At 63.4% G+C, this 13,494-nt stretch carries 13 protein-coding genes; 8 read left to right on the top strand and 5 right to left on the bottom strand.

Features of this window, described 5'->3' with window-relative positions:
* Position 1: 1 nt before the first annotated feature.
* Entirely contained in the window at positions 2–988 is a 987-nt protein-coding gene (locus OKA05_RS03320) for an MBL fold metallo-hydrolase (RefSeq protein ID WP_264485677.1), read from the bottom strand.
* A gap of 65 nt (positions 989–1,053) precedes the next feature.
* On the bottom strand, positions 1,054–2,610 hold the full coding sequence (locus tag OKA05_RS03315; protein WP_264485676.1) for a pyridoxal-phosphate dependent enzyme: 1,557 nt from the start codon (positions 2,608–2,610) through the stop codon (positions 1,054–1,056).
* A 170-nt stretch (positions 2,611–2,780) separates the two neighbouring features.
* On the opposite strand from OKA05_RS03315, the gene hisA reads away from it, so the two are divergent.
* Positions 2,781–3,548: a phosphoribosylformimino-5-aminoimidazole carboxamide ribotide isomerase gene (gene hisA / locus OKA05_RS03310; RefSeq protein WP_264485675.1), complete on the top strand. Its 768-nt coding sequence runs from the start codon at positions 2,781–2,783 to the stop codon at positions 3,546–3,548.
* Between the two features lie 14 nt (positions 3,549–3,562).
* On the opposite strand, the gene OKA05_RS03305 is transcribed toward hisA, so the two are convergent.
* Positions 3,563–6,976 carry a leucine-rich repeat domain-containing protein gene (locus tag OKA05_RS03305; RefSeq protein ID WP_264485674.1) on the bottom strand — a complete coding sequence of 1,138 codons (3,414 nt, stop codon included), beginning with the start codon at positions 6,974–6,976 and terminating at the stop codon, positions 3,563–3,565.
* Between the two features lie 189 nt (positions 6,977–7,165).
* Between OKA05_RS03305 and OKA05_RS03300 the strand changes: the two genes are divergently transcribed.
* Entirely contained in the window at positions 7,166–7,912 is a 747-nt protein-coding gene (locus tag OKA05_RS03300) for a CorA family divalent cation transporter (RefSeq protein WP_264485673.1), read from the top strand.
* On the top strand, positions 7,909–8,715 hold the full coding sequence (locus OKA05_RS03295; protein ID WP_264485672.1) for a M90 family metallopeptidase: 807 nt from the start codon (positions 7,909–7,911) through the stop codon (positions 8,713–8,715). The genes OKA05_RS03300 and OKA05_RS03295 overlap by 4 nt, the downstream gene beginning before the upstream one ends.
* Positions 8,716–8,734: 19 nt before the next feature.
* On the opposite strand, the gene OKA05_RS03290 is transcribed toward OKA05_RS03295, so the two are convergent.
* Positions 8,735–9,064 (bottom strand): HigA family addiction module antitoxin, encoded by a 330-nt coding sequence (locus OKA05_RS03290; RefSeq protein WP_264485671.1) that lies wholly within the window; start codon positions 9,062–9,064, stop codon positions 8,735–8,737.
* A 13-nt stretch (positions 9,065–9,077) separates the two neighbouring features.
* Entirely contained in the window at positions 9,078–9,383 is a 306-nt protein-coding gene (locus tag OKA05_RS03285; protein ID WP_264485670.1) for a hypothetical protein, read from the bottom strand.
* Between the two features lie 197 nt (positions 9,384–9,580).
* Between OKA05_RS03285 and fabV the strand changes: the two genes are divergently transcribed.
* Genes fabV through hisC form a run of 5 tightly spaced genes read left to right on the top strand, consistent with a single transcriptional unit; the run spans position 9,581 to position 13,491 of the window.
* A complete protein-coding gene (fabV, locus tag OKA05_RS03280) occupies positions 9,581–10,768 on the top strand; it encodes an enoyl-ACP reductase FabV (RefSeq protein WP_264485669.1) in 1,188 nt (395 codons plus the stop codon).
* A 12-nt stretch (positions 10,769–10,780) separates the two neighbouring features.
* Positions 10,781–11,269: a GYF domain-containing protein gene (locus tag OKA05_RS03275; protein ID WP_264485668.1), complete on the top strand. Its 489-nt coding sequence runs from the start codon at positions 10,781–10,783 to the stop codon at positions 11,267–11,269.
* A gap of 15 nt (positions 11,270–11,284) precedes the next feature.
* Complete coding sequence (locus OKA05_RS03270) at positions 11,285–11,929, top strand: GYF domain-containing protein (protein ID WP_264485667.1); 645 nt, start codon at positions 11,285–11,287, stop codon at positions 11,927–11,929.
* Positions 11,930–11,941: 12 nt separating this feature from the next.
* Positions 11,942–12,331, top strand: a complete 390-nt coding sequence (locus OKA05_RS03265) for a DUF2752 domain-containing protein (RefSeq protein ID WP_264485666.1) — start codon at positions 11,942–11,944, stop codon at positions 12,329–12,331.
* Between the two features lie 56 nt (positions 12,332–12,387).
* Entirely contained in the window at positions 12,388–13,491 is a 1,104-nt protein-coding gene (gene hisC / locus OKA05_RS03260; RefSeq protein ID WP_264485665.1) for a histidinol-phosphate transaminase, read from the top strand.
* The last annotated feature ends 3 nt before the right edge of the window (positions 13,492–13,494 follow it).

Below are 13,494 nucleotides of genomic sequence, written 5' to 3'. Positions count from 1 at the left end.
ATTAGCCCCACCGCCACGCCTCGGTCGCCCACCGATAGCCGCTGCCCTCGGTGACGATGTGTCCGAGTCCCGGCCATGGCAGGTGGAAACCCAGGCAGCGCGTGTGCTTCTCGACAGCTTCGGTCCAATACTTCTTCCGCGTTTCGACCGCGACGACAGGGTCGTGGTCGAAGGCAATCGTCCAATTCGCATCGGCGAACATCAGCAGGTGATGGTGGGCGAGGTCCATCAGATGTAGCAGTTCATCGTTGCCGGAGCGAATCCGGAAACAGGCGTGTCCGTCGGTGTGTCCCGGTGCGGCCTCGATGCGGACGATGCCGCCGAGCACCTCGGTGCCTCCCTTCACGGGGCGCAGCTTTTCCTGCAGCGTATCGAAGTGCCCGCGCACCTCCTTGATCATCCCGGGGATCTGGTTCTTGTTGCGCTTGCTCTTGGAAAAGTCCGGCTCGGGCGAGCGCCAGAAGGCCAGTTCTTCTTCCAGCAGATAGACCACCGCGTTCGGGAATGCCGGCTTACCTTGACTCACGAAGCCATTGAGGTGATCAGCGTGCGCATGGCTGAGAAAGCCCGCCGTCACTTGGTCCGGCGAGATGCCGACCGCTGCGAGACCTTCCTGTAGCCAGCCCATCTTCGGATTGCCGCCCTTGCCGAAGCCCGCGTCGAAAAGCAGCACGTCGCTGCCCGAGCGCACGACGAGAATGTTCACGTAGAGTGGCAGCGGCCCCATGCGTTCGCCGTGGCGCACCATTTCCTCCTTCATCTTTGGCCGGTCCTCCTGCGGCCACATCAGGTCGAGGCCTTCGCCGAGGCCGAGATTGCAGTCGCTGATGGAAAAGGCCTCCAGATCGCCGATCTTGAAGCGATAGACGAAGGGATCGCGGAAAGGCTTCGGCTCCGCCGCTGGTTGCTGGGCAGCCGCCTTCGCCGTGAGCGCTGCCATGCCGGCCAGCGCCGTGCCTACGAATCCGCGTCGTGAAACTTCGTCCATGGCGCGACTCTACGCCCGTCTGAACCGGATTTCATCAGTGAAACGCCGCCCGTCGTGTCAGCCAGTCAGCGGCCTACCAGTCGCTCGCTGGTCGCCTGGTCCACTTCCTTACAGGAACGGTAGCCGTCGCCGTGCTCGGGGACGGACTCGAGGAACTCGCGGCGCTTCGCTTCATCCGCGAAATCGAGGCCGATCAGCGCTCGGCCGATCCGTTCGCCGGATTGGCGGTAGTTGAAATAGCACAGGTTCGCCCGGCCGCGGACGAGCTTGTCGAGGAAGTCATGGAGCGCGCCGGGGCGCTCATAGAAATCGAGGCGCAGGAATGCCGCGCACTCTAACAAATCGCCGCGCAATGGGATCGCGCGGAAGGCGATGTCGATGGCTCCGGTGAGGTCTTCCCACTCGAAGCCGCGTGATTGCAGCTTTTCCGGCAGGGCATCGAGCACCGCGGGGTCCTCGGCGGTGATAGTGAAGGCCGGCCACGCCTCGCTTTCATGGAGCTTACCGTATTGGAAGTCGGCGATATTCACGCCCTCGAAGCAGGTGTCGAGCAGCTCCAACATGGTGCCGGGGCGCTCGGGGATGCGGACCCGCAGCGTGCGCGACGCGCTTTGCGACGAGCCTTCCGATTGAGCGATCAGGCCGATCTGTAGGAAATCGATGTTCGCGCCCGAGACCACCACCAGCACGCGCTTTCCGGCGAGTTGCTCGCGGTTCTTCATCACGGCGGCGAGGCCGAGCGCGCCGGATGGCTCCGAGACGCAGCGCAGGCCTTCCCACAGGGTGCGGATGGCGCGGCTGACCTCGGCATTGGTGACCGTTTCGATGCGGCTGAGCGTGGTGCGCAGGATTTCGAAGGGATGGGAGCCGGCCTTCCGCACCGCGGTGCCGTCACAGAAAATGTCCACCTGGTCGAGGGCCACCGGAGTGCCCGCTTCAAGCGCGGCCTTCATCGAGGCCTGGCCGACGCCTTCGACACCGACGATCTCGATGTCGGGCCAGTAGGTCTTCAGCCACTCCGAAACCCCGGCCGCCATGCCGCCGCCGCCGATTTGAAGGTAGGCGACATCGAAAGGACCGTGGCCGGAAAGGACCACCTCGTCGGCGAGCGTGCCTTGGCCCGCCATGACCAGCACGTCGTCGTAGGCGTGGATGTACGTCGCGCCGCTGGCGGCTGCGTCGTCGAGCGCGGCGGCGACCGCTTCGTCGTAGCTATCACCGGTCAGGATGATCTCCACGCGGTCCGCGCCGTGGTGGCGGACGGCGCTCTGTTTCACGCGCGGCGTCGAGCGCGGCATGTAGATGCGGGTCTCGATCCCCAGCGCACGCGCGGCGAGGGCGACGCCTTGGGCATGGTTGCCGGCCGAGGCGGTGACCACGCCGACGGCTTTTTCTTCCGTGGTGAGGACCGCCATGCGATTGCAGGCACCGCGCCACTTGTAGGCCTTGATCGGGGAGAGGTCCTCGCGCTTCACCCAGACCTCGACGCCCGGGAGTGACAAGTGCTCCAACGGCGTCGGCTCGCCGAAGCGATAGACCCGCTCGCGAGCGAACAAGATTTCCTGGCGCAAGCGGCGGTCGGGCGGCAGTCCTTCGCGTTCCACGCCCGCGGTGTCGCGCATCAGGGCGGTGCGGGCAAGGCGAGAGTGGTCCGCACTCTCCGAGTGCGGTTGGCCGGAGGCACCTAAGATCTCCGACAACCACCATAGCGGCTTCCGACCGCACTCGGAGAGTGCGGACCACTTTGACTACGCTTGACGCCCGCGCCCGCCGCGGCGATGGCTCGCGGGCCATGACGAAGACTAAGTTCCGCCCGTGCATCGACCTCCACCAGGGAAAGGTGAAGCAGATCGTCGGCGGCACGTTGCGCGACGATGGGCCGGGACCGCAGGAGAATTTCGTCGCCAGCGCCGGGGCGGGGGAGTTCTCCGGAATGTTCCGCCGCGACGGGTTGACCGGCGGCCACGTCATCAAGCTCGGCCCCGGCAACGACGACGCGGCCAAAGAAGCGCTCGCCGCTTGGCCCGGCGGGCTGCAAATCGGCGGCGCCATCCACGCCGGCAATGCCCCCGAGTGGCTCGCCGCCGGAGCCTCGCACGTCATCGTCACCTCATGGCTTTTCGAAGGCGCGGCCTTCTCGGAGAACCGCGTGTTAGAACTCGTCGAGACCATCGGCCCGGACCGTCTCGTCATCGATCTTTCCTGCCGCCGCACCGCCACCGGCTGGACCGTGGCGATGGACCGCTGGCAAACCCACACCGACCTCGACGTCACCCCGGCCACGCTCGATCGCCTCGCCCCGTGGTGCGACGAATTCCTGATCCACGCCGCCGACGTCGAAGGCCTCTGCGGTGGCATCGATGGCGACCTCGTCGCCATGCTCGGAGCCTGGGCCGGCCGCCCCATCACCTACGCCGGCGGCGCCGCTTCCATGGCCGATGTCGAGGAGGTCCAGCAGCTCTCCGGCGGCAAGGTGGACGTAACCGTCGGCTCTGCCCTCGACATCTTCGGCGGCAAGGGCGTGCGCTACGATGAGCTTGTGGTGTGGAATCAGAGGTAGCTCCCGTTCCCGGTTCAATGCCCCGGGAAACGCGGTCCCAAATGATCTTTGTCTCCCGCCAGACATCTCCTTTTCTCCACCGCGTTGCGGATGGACTCTTCCACTTGCATCCACCCGATTTGGTTGGGCTCGAAGTCGTAGATCTTTTTCTTGTCCACCGTCCCGCAAGTGATGGCGCTTAGCCGCTTCTCGAGAGGATGCGTCTTATCCAAGTCGTTCCTCTCCAGGGGCACCCAAATCAAGACGCATTCATTCTTGTCCGATCGGTCCAGTGAAATTCTCAGCTCCGTCTTCTGGATGAAGGAAGAGATCCGGGCGCCCGTGGTGTAGAACAGCAATACGATTTCGGCCCGGCCCAATTCATCCAGGACGCCCGTTTCCCACTTCTCACCCGCCACCAGATTCCGGTCGTGCCAGATCTGGATGTAGCCCTGCTGGCTCAGGAGCGCCAGATTCTGGCGGAAAGGAATGAGCTCCTTCTCGTTCACATGGGCATAGCTGATAAAGAGATGGATTCTCCGTTTCGGGTCCGGCCCGCTGGCTTCAGTGGCGGCATCGCTCTCCACTTGGTCCAGTTCCTTAGAGACCTCGACCGCAGCCTCCTCGACATCGGATATCAATTCGTCGAATTGTTTGGTGCCCTTGCGTTCCTCCAACCGGAGTTTCGCCACTTTCACCCAGACACCCGGATGGCCGTCGATCTCGGTTTCTTCAACCGCGCGCACGTTTCCGTGGAGCACGATCAAGTGGGAACGGATGATATCGAACAGGGCCTGTCGCTCTTCCAGGGTGCCACCGCATATGGCGACATCCGTCCTACGTTCCAACCGATCCAGCCGGACCAATGCCTGGCAGCCGCACCACTCCAGCACCACCCCGCTGCGCCAGCGCCAACCAGGGTGGGAGTCGCTCATCTCCCGGGTCCTGACGATCAGTCGCGGTAGCAGGCCCGGCGGCAGGGCCTCCGGGTAGGAGAAGCGCAGGCGGCGTACTCCCTCACTCCGGAATTGGAGGAAAGCGTCCGGCTGTTCTTCCCCAAGCAACTCCGGGATCAGCCAGCTCTTTCCGGAGGCATGCGTCTCCCCGAGCGTGAAGGCCACCTCGAATTTTTCCATCAGGCCCAACACGAAGCCATGCAACTCCGGCGGATACTCTTCCGCTGGCTTGAGAGCCTCCCCGAGGTCCTCTTCCCTCAGCACGCCGTGGCAATCTTGCTGCTGGGTGTGGCGAATCAGCCCGTAGATCGCCTCCGTCACCCATTGCGGCTTGAGCACGCTGGTATTTCGCAGCCGGTGGTGGTCGCGGAAGTTCAGCGCGACCCCCAGCCGGTGCAGCGTCTGCGCCAGGCTGTCCTGCTCGCCCTCCGCCGTCACATCAAGCCTGCGGCAGAGCGCCTGATACTCCCGATAGGCCAAGTGGCTGCTCGCCATTGACTCCAGTTCCTGCTTGATGCGGTGCCACTTCTTGGGCACGCCGTGCCACACCTCTGGCATCCCGCTCACTGTCTCCTCCAGCAGGGTGCGCAACTCCGCGATGCCTCGGCCCGTGACGGCATCCACCTGCACGAATCCTGCGATATGCGGGCACCGCTCCTTCAGTCGGTGCCGGTCCACTGAAAAGGGGTGCAGGTCGTATTTCCCCAGTGCCACGATCACCGGACTGTCTCCGCCGAAGCTCTGGATGAAGCGCAGCCAGTAGTCCGTTTCCTGCTCCCAACTACCCTCCCGGCCCTCCATGACCAACACGTAGACACAGCGCTCGCTTAGAAAGATCTGGTGGGTGCCATGGAGGAATTCCTGGCCGCCGAAGTCCCAGATACGGGCCGTGGCATCAGCCTGCGCGCAGTGCAGCGGCAACTCCTCCACGGAGATCCCCGGCGTTTCCTTCTCCTGGAGATCCACCGGCCTGTTTTGTAGCGCCTTGATCAAGGACGTCTTGCCCACCCGTCCGCGCCCCACCAGCAGCGTCCTGACTTCCCGCATCGGTGCTTCGCCCTGCTGCTGGAGAGCAAAATAGAAATCGAAGATCGCCCGGGGGCTCGTGGGCGGAGCCGGATTCAAGGGATGGTGCACCTCGCGAAGCGTGGGACCAAGGACGGACTCGGGGATGCCCAATCCCGGATTCTCATGAAGGAAGATCTCCATCAGTGCGGGGAGCCTGCCGATGTTCGGTGGCAGGGCGGCGAGTTGGTTGCTGTTGAGGGAAAGCGTCGTCAATGTCGTGAGCTTGCCAATCTCGGGTGGCAGGCTGATCAATTGGTTGCGATGGAGGGAAAGCTTCGTCAATGCGGTGAGCTTGCCGATCTCGGGCGGCAAGGTGGCCAGTTGATTGTGGTCGAGATAAAGCGTCCTCAGTGCCGTGAGCCTGCTGATGTCGGGTGGCAGGGTGGCGAGTTGGTTGCTGTGGAGGGAAAGCGTCGTCAGCGCGGTGAGCCTGCCGATCTCGGTTGGCAGGGTGGTCAATTGGTTGCTGTCGAGATTGAGCGCCGTCAGTGCGGTGAGCTTGCCGATGTCGGGGGGCAAGGTGGCCAGTTGGTTGCTGTTGAGCGAAAGCGTCCTCAGTGCGGAGAGCTTGCCGATGTCGGGTGGCAAGGTCGCCAGTTGGTTGCCGTGGAGGTAAAGCGTCGTCAGCGCGGCGAGCTTGCCGATGTCGGATGGCAGGGCGCCCAATTGGTTGCGATTGAGATTAAGTGTCGTCAGTGGGGCGAGCTTTCCTATCTCAGATGGCAGGGTGGCCAACTGGTTGCGATCGAGGTAAAGCTCCGTTAGCGCGGTGAGCTTGCCGATGTCGGATGGCAGGGTGGCCAATTGGTTGCGATCGAGGTAAAGCTCCCTCAGCGCGGTGAGCTTGCCGATGTCGGACGGCAGGGCGGTCAGTTGATTGCTGTGAAGGTAAAGCTCTCTCAGCGCGGCGAGCTTGCCGATTTCGGGTGGCAAGGTGGCGAGTTGATTGCGGTTGAGGGAAAGCGTGGTCAGTGCGGTGAGCTTGCCGATTTCGGGCGGCAGGGTGGCAAGTTGATTGCGGTTGAGGGAAAGCGTGGTCAGCGCGGTGAGCTTGCCGATTTCGCGCGGCAGGGAGGTCAACTGGTTGCTGTGGAGGGAAAGTTCTGTCAGCGCGGTGAGCCCGCCGATTTCGGGCGGCAGGGAGGTCAACTGGTTGCTGTGAAGGTAAAGCTCCGTCAGTGCGGTGAGCCTGCCAACCTCCGGGGGCAGACAGGTGAGGCCAATGCCGCAAAGATTGAGCACGGCTCCGCCACTGCGGCGGCACTCTTCGATTCGCTGCAGAGCCTCGTTGTAAATGGCCTGCTCATTGGCGGTCATGGCGAGATTCGGTGTGGGGGTGGGAAGGGGAAAGGCGGAAACCCAGGAAATGAATGCCAGCAGACTACAGGACTGGTGGGGTTGGGCGGCGAGGCAATTCTGGCTCATGGTGCGTCAGGTTCGGGGATGAATGACGCAGGAATCGAGAGGCATGAGCAGGCGCGGCTCCCTTTGGGACGGTCCCGCTGCGACCGTCGGACGGGTTTTCCGCATGGAGGCGTGCGATCCACGTCATGGTGTGCCGTGCAACACTTTGGGATTTCCGATTCGCGTCCGCCGGATTGAAATCCAGCCGCGATGTCGAAGTGCAGCGACTTTCCCTACCTCCCGCAGTTCTTCGAATGCGAGGACGAGATCTTGGATCAACTGAGCAACCGTCCCGGCAACCAGCGTTGTGTGGTCGGGCGAGATGAGTTGTTGCTGGTGGTCCACGAGGTCCCCGAAGCGGGTTCTCCAGACCGCGTGCCGCTGATCTTCTGGCGGAGGCAGGATGAGACGTGGATCGATAACGGCGGGCACAAGGGGCTGCGCAAGCTCGGCGAGCTGCTCGACCGCTATACCAAGCTCCTCGACGAGAAAGAGGATATCATCGACGAGGCGGACACCGCGCAGGAGATCTTCGACCTCGCGAGGATCGCGGCACCGCTGGGCCGGGCGTCCCGCAACCTTGGCCTGGCGATCGACCAAACGCTGGTGCACGATGAGGATAACCGCGAGTTGAGATCCTACCGCGACCGCGCCCGGGAAGTCGAACGTGCGTCCGAGCAGCTCAGCCACGACGCGAAGCTGACACTGGAGTTTTGGAAAGCCGAGCGTGGCGAGGAGCAGCAAGCGACGGCGGAGAAGCTCAACAAGATCGCGTTTCGACTGAACCTGCTCGCGGGCTTTTTCCTGCCCTTGGTGGCGCTTGGCGGACTCTTCGGCATGAATGTCGATCTCCCAGACTTCGTGGACGGCTGGTTCTGGGTGATCTTCTGCGGTGGCCTGACGCTCGGTGGCACCTTGGTGTGGCTGGTAGCTCGCAAGACGGGAGCGGGATCATGACCGATGGCTTGTGGATTCTGCTAGGTGGGCTGGCTGTGGTGGCGGTCCTTGTCTTCTGGCACGCCGGTTGCGCCGCGCGCCGTCGTCGCAAGCTGCAGTCGTTGCGCCTCGATGCGCGGCAGCGGGGGATCGTGGCCGAGGCCTTTCCGCTGTGGGAAGAGGTCCCCGAAGAGATCCGGATGGAGACCGAGGGGTGGATGCATGTCTTCCTGTCCGAGATGACTTTCGAGGCCTGCGGCGGTCTCGCCGAGGTGACGGAAGAAATGCGCCTCGCGATCGCGGCACCGGCCTGCCTGCTGATCGCGCGGCGACCGCAGGACTTCTACGAGAGGCTTCGTAGTATCCTCGTCTATCCGGATGCCTTCACCGTGAAAGACGAGTGGGGGATGGAAGACATCCGCCTCGGTGAATCGTGGGGCTACGGCAGCGTGGTGCTATCGTGGGAGACCGTGAAGCAGGGCGACCTGAATCCCGAGGACGGCCTGAACGTGGTGCTGCACGAGTTCGCCCATCAACTCGACCAGAGCGATGGTGCCGCGGATGGGGTGCCGGAGTTGGAGGAACTCGAGGACTACGGCAAGTGGTCGGAGGCCTTCCTTCCGGCGTACGATGCCTTCTGCGAGCGGGTGAATGCCGGCAAGCGCAGCGTGTTGGACGACTACGGTGCGGAGAGTCCGGCCGAGTTTTTCGCGGTGGCCACCGAGACCTTCTTCGAGCGCGCCAAGGGCCTGAAGCGCGAGGAGCCGGAGATTTATGCGGAATTGGTGAGGTTCTATGGGATGGATCCATCCGAGTGGAGGTGATCCATCTGCGCGGCGGAACTCAGGTGAGGGCTTTGACCTCCTGGCGGATTTCCGGCCCCTTGGTGTGGTAAGCCTTTTGGAAATCGTGCTGCGCTTGCAGGCGGATGATGAGGTCCGCCGGGACGCCGAAGCAAAACTGGAAGCGCAGGGCCATGGCGGCACTGACTCCCTTGCGCTGCCGGATGACGTCGCTGAGTTGGGCGGTGCTAATCTTCATCGCCTTTGCGGCCTCAGCTTGCGAGACGCCATGATGCTCAAGCGTGTCCCTGATGACGGCGGCGGCGGCGTTGGAGAGGGGCTTGGGGACCTTGAGCGGATCCCGGGCGATGGCGGTGACTTTCGTTTTCATGTCCGGTGAGGTTTCAGTGGATGTCTTCGATCTTGACCAGTTGGACGTCCTTCATCACCGAGTTCTCCCACTGGAAGGTGATGCGCCATGGGGATCTTCGCGAGTCCGCGTCGATGGAGTATCTGGAGCTGCCCTTCAGGCGGTGGTAGTGGAGGAAGGGCGTCAGGAGCAGGGTTTTCTCATCCGCTTCGTTGAGGATTGCGAGGCGTTCGAATGCCTTGGTCGTGTCGAGGGTTCCGAGTCGCTTGGCTTCCTTGCGGTTGAGTTCCCCGCCGAGAAAGATCGTCTCGGTGGTGGCGTCCGCAAAGTTCCTGATCACCGGGAGGAAAATACACGAAAAGGCGAACGTGACAAGCTTTAGGAGCTGGCCGGAGGTGCGAGGGCGGGGTGGAGGCGATGCGGGCCTGAACGGGAGGCGGGCTTTTGCGGTGCTTCTGCGGGCCGGAGGCTCCGCGGACCCAGCGGGGCAAGCTGCTTGCCTCCCGTGAGGAAAGCGGTCAGAAAACCCGGGCCGATATGATCATTTCCCCGAAAATCCGCGGATTCATCTGCACCACCGCTCATCCCGACGGGTGCGCCGCCCATGTCCAGGAGCAGATCGACTACGTGAAGTCGAAGCCCCCGCTGAAGAATGCCCCGAAGCGCGTGCTGGTAGTTGGGTCCTCAACGGGTTACGGGCTTTCCTCGCGGATCGTGCCGGCGTTCGGCGGCGGAGCCTCGACCATCGGGGTGTTCTTCGAAAAGGAGAGCAGCGAAGGCAAGTGCGGCACGGCCGGCTGGTACAACTCGGTCGCCTTTGAGAATGCCGCTGCCAAGGAAGGCCTCTACGCCAGGAGCTTCAATGGCGACGCCTTCTCGAATGAGATGAAGCAGCAGGTGATCGACGCCATCAAGGCCGACCTCGGCCAGGTGGACATGATCATTTACAGCCTCGCCTCACCGCGGCGGACCGACCCGAATACCGGCGAAGTTTACAAGTCGGTGCTCAAGCCGACCGGCGAGACCTACACCAACAAGAACCTCAACACCGACAAGAAGCAGGTCGATAGCGTGACCATCGAGCCCGCAAACGCGGACGAGATCGCGCAGACCGTGAAGGTCATGGGCGGCGAGGACTGGAAGCTGTGGATCGACGCGATGAAAGCTGCCGGCGTGCTGGCGGACGGCTTCAAGACGGTGGCTTATTCCTACATCGGCCCCGAGCTGACATGGGCGATTTACACCGATGGCACGATCGGCCGCGCCAAGCTCCACCTGGAGCAGACTGCCAAGGATCTGAACGCCGCCTTCGGCGAGGGCACCGCGGTCGTTTCGGTGAACAAGGCGCTCGTCACGCAGGCCAGCTCGGCGATCCCGGTGGTGCCGCTATATATCTCCATCCTCTACAAGATCATGAAGGCGAAGGGCCTCCATGAGGGCTGCATCGAGCAGATCCACCGCCTGTTCGCCGATCACTACGGCGCGGATGGCGGGCCTCAGCTCGACGAAAAGGGCCGCGTCCGCATCGACGATTGGGAGATGCGTCCCGAGGTGCAGGCCGAGGTCGAGAAGATCTGGGGCACGGTGACCACCGAGACGCTTGACGACGTGGCGGATTTCGAGGGCTATCAGAAGGAGTTCTACCGCCTCTTCGGCTTCGGCCTCGCTGGCGTGGACTATGCTGCCGAAACCGATCCTACCCGCTCGCTGCCGAGCGCTTCCTAACATCATAACGTCATGCCCCACTGGTACTACGGATCCTCGGCCGGTCAGAGCGGCCCGGTGGAAGAGCAGGAACTCCGGGCGCTGATCGCCTCCGGCGGCGTCAGCCCCGAGACGCTGGTCTGGCGTGACGGCATGAAGGATTGGCTGCCGCTCAGCTCGGTTCCGGAACTACGGGGGGATGTTGTGACCCCGTATATCACGCCGGGCCCTGGTGGCTACGTGCCGGGCTACTATCAACCGGTCGCGCCGACCAGCGGCTTGGCGATTGCCAGCATGGTCTGCGGGATCGTCGGGATCGTCGCGTGCTACATCCACGGGTTGTTGGGGCTGCCCGCCGTCATCTGCGGGCATCTCGCCCTTTCCCAGATCAATGGCAGCTCCCTGCCGATGGCCGGACGTGGCATGGCCATTGCGGGATTGGTGCTGGGCTACATTGGCATCGCCATGAGTGTGGGATTCATCCTGTTTTTCGTATTCGCCATTTCCTCGGCGTATCCCTAGATCATTCCCGACATCATGAACTGGTTTTACGCAAAGAACGGCTCGCAGCAGGGGCCGCTGTCCACCGAAGACATGAAAAGCCGAATCGCCATGGGCGAGATCGGACCAAACGATCTGGGGTGGTGCGAAGGCATGTCCGACTGGCTGCCGGTCGGACAGATCCCCCAGCTCAAGATCGAGGCACCCGTGAGGGAGGAAGGGCCGCCGCCGTCGGTATTCGGCGGAGCTCCGTCGCCTTACCAGGCCCCATCGTCGCCCGCGGGCTCGCCGACTCCAGCCCAGATGATCCCGGGCCAGCCCCCCTCCCAGGGCCTGGCGATCGGATCGATGGTCTGCGGCATTCTCGCATTCCTCGGGTGCTGTGTGTGGTATCTCGCCGGTCCGTTGGCGTTGGTCGCGGTGGTCCTCGGACACATCGCCATCTCCAAGGTCAAGGCCAATCCGGCGGCGAACGGTGGCAAAGGCATGGCCCGCACGGGGCTGATTCTCGGCTATCTGGGTTTGCTCGGAGCCGCTGTCTTCGCGGCATTGACCATTTGGGCATCGACCCTTTCTCCGCAAGAAACGGAGGACATGATCCTCAAGTGGATCCCCGAAGCACAGCGTCAGGAGTTCCGCGAGAAGTTCGAGGCGGAAAAGGCCAAGCAGCAGCAGCGCTGAATGATGCGCGGAGTGCAGCGCCCCTGGACCTTGCTGGCAGTGGCCGGCGTGGCGGGTGCGCTGCTCCTTCGCGTGTCGAGTTCCTGGTGGTCCACGGCCTTGCCGGGCTGCCTGATCCATGAGTGGACGGGCCTGAGCTGTCCCGGCTGCGGAGGGACGCGTTGCGCGGTGCGTTTGCTGCAGGGCGATCTGGCCGGCGCGTTGACGATGAATGCCGCGGTGGTGCTGATCGCCGCCGCGGGATTTGGCGTGGTCGGCAGGGCGGTGTGGCGTGAGTGGAAGGGGCAACCGGTCCATGGCGTGCCGCCGTGGCTCGCGTGGTCGTTGGCGGGGCTCGTGGTGGTTTTCGGCCTGGTGCGCAACCTGCCGTGGTGGCCCTTCACGCTGTTGGTTCCGTCGTGACGACGCTGCCCATCTTGCGGGTTGCGGGGCGGAAAACCGCCGCCTAGCGTCCGCGCATGGCCATCGAGCAATTCGCCAACCGCTTCGTCTGCGACCTGATCGCTTACGAGCCCGGAAAACCGATCGACGAGACCGCACGCGAGCTGGGACTGGATCCCTCCGACATCGTCAAGGTCGCCTCCAATGAGAACCCGCTGGGCCCGTCGCCGCTGGCGAAGGAAGCCATGCGCAAGGCGCTCGACGAGTCGCACATTTACCCGGATGGCGGCGGCTGGAAGCTGCGCAGCGCCATCGCGAAGAAGTTCGACCTGGAGCTTTCCAATGTGGTGCTCGGCAACGGCTCCAACGAGATCATCGAGATCCTTTGCCACAGCTTTCTCAATCCGAAGGCCGAGCTGATTGCCGCCGAGCACGCCTTCGTCGTCTACAAGCTGATGGCCACGCTGTTTGGCGCGAAATACGTGGAAGTGGCGGATCCCGGGTTTGTTCACGATCTCGAAGGGATGGCGGACGCGATCACGCCGGACACGCGGCTTTTGTTCATTGCCAATCCCAACAATCCCACCGGCACGATGGTCGGCCAAGAGGCGCTCGACCGATTCATGGCCCGGGTGCCGGAGCACGTGGTGGTGGCCTTCGACGAGGCCTACCACGAGTTCCTCGACGATGCCCCGGATGTCATCAAATACATCCGCGAAGGCCGCAATGTCTGCGTGCTGCGGACCTGCTCGAAGATCCACGGCCTCGCCGCGCTGCGGATCGGCTACGGGCTCGCGCCGAAGCACCTCGCCGAAGTCCTCCAAAAGGCACGCCAGCCTTTCAACACAAACGCCATCGCCCAAGCCGGCGCGCTCGCCGCGTTGGAGGATGCCGACCACGTCAACAAGACCAAGGCGATCAACAAGGAAGGTCTCGCCTTTTACGAGGCTGCTTTCCGCGAGCGCGGGCTGGAGTTCGTCCCGAGCGTGGCGAATTTCATCCTCGTGAAGGTCGGCGAAGGCGACCGGGTGTTCCGCGACATGCTCAAGCACGGCGTGATCATCCGTGCCATGAGTGGCTACAAGCTGCCGGACTGGGTCCGCATTTCCATCGGCACGCCGGCGCAGAACCGCCGCTGCCTGGAGGTGCTCGACAGTGTGCTATCAGCCGCAGCCGTCTAAAGA

This window comes from Luteolibacter arcticus (assembly GCF_025950235.1).
In the GTDB taxonomy this organism is placed as follows: domain Bacteria; phylum Verrucomicrobiota; class Verrucomicrobiia; order Verrucomicrobiales; family Akkermansiaceae; genus Haloferula; species Haloferula arctica.
This window is presented reverse-complemented; position numbering and strand designations above follow the sequence as displayed.

What these genes read in the sequence shown, in the direction of transcription:
- OKA05_RS03320 (WP_264485677.1), bottom strand. Translation starts at nt 988, where the DNA reads ATGGACGAAGTTTCACGACGCGGATTCGTAGGCACGGCGCTGGCCGGC.
- OKA05_RS03315 (WP_264485676.1), bottom strand. Translation starts at nt 2,610, where the DNA reads ATGCGCGACACCGCGGGCGTGGAACGCGAAGGACTGCCGCCCGACCGC.
- hisA (WP_264485675.1), top strand. Translation starts at nt 2,781, where the DNA reads ATGACGAAGACTAAGTTCCGCCCGTGCATCGACCTCCACCAGGGAAAG.
- OKA05_RS03305 (WP_264485674.1), bottom strand. Translation starts at nt 6,976, where the DNA reads ATGAGCCAGAATTGCCTCGCCGCCCAACCCCACCAGTCCTGTAGTCTG.
- OKA05_RS03300 (WP_264485673.1), top strand. Translation starts at nt 7,166, where the DNA reads ATGTCGAAGTGCAGCGACTTTCCCTACCTCCCGCAGTTCTTCGAATGC.
- OKA05_RS03295 (WP_264485672.1), top strand. Translation starts at nt 7,909, where the DNA reads ATGACCGATGGCTTGTGGATTCTGCTAGGTGGGCTGGCTGTGGTGGCG.
- OKA05_RS03290 (WP_264485671.1), bottom strand. Translation starts at nt 9,064, where the DNA reads ATGAAAACGAAAGTCACCGCCATCGCCCGGGATCCGCTCAAGGTCCCC.
- fabV (WP_264485669.1), top strand. Translation starts at nt 9,581, where the DNA reads ATGATCATTTCCCCGAAAATCCGCGGATTCATCTGCACCACCGCTCAT.
- OKA05_RS03275 (WP_264485668.1), top strand. Translation starts at nt 10,781, where the DNA reads ATGCCCCACTGGTACTACGGATCCTCGGCCGGTCAGAGCGGCCCGGTG.
- OKA05_RS03270 (WP_264485667.1), top strand. Translation starts at nt 11,285, where the DNA reads ATGAACTGGTTTTACGCAAAGAACGGCTCGCAGCAGGGGCCGCTGTCC.
- hisC (WP_264485665.1), top strand. Translation starts at nt 12,388, where the DNA reads ATGGCCATCGAGCAATTCGCCAACCGCTTCGTCTGCGACCTGATCGCT.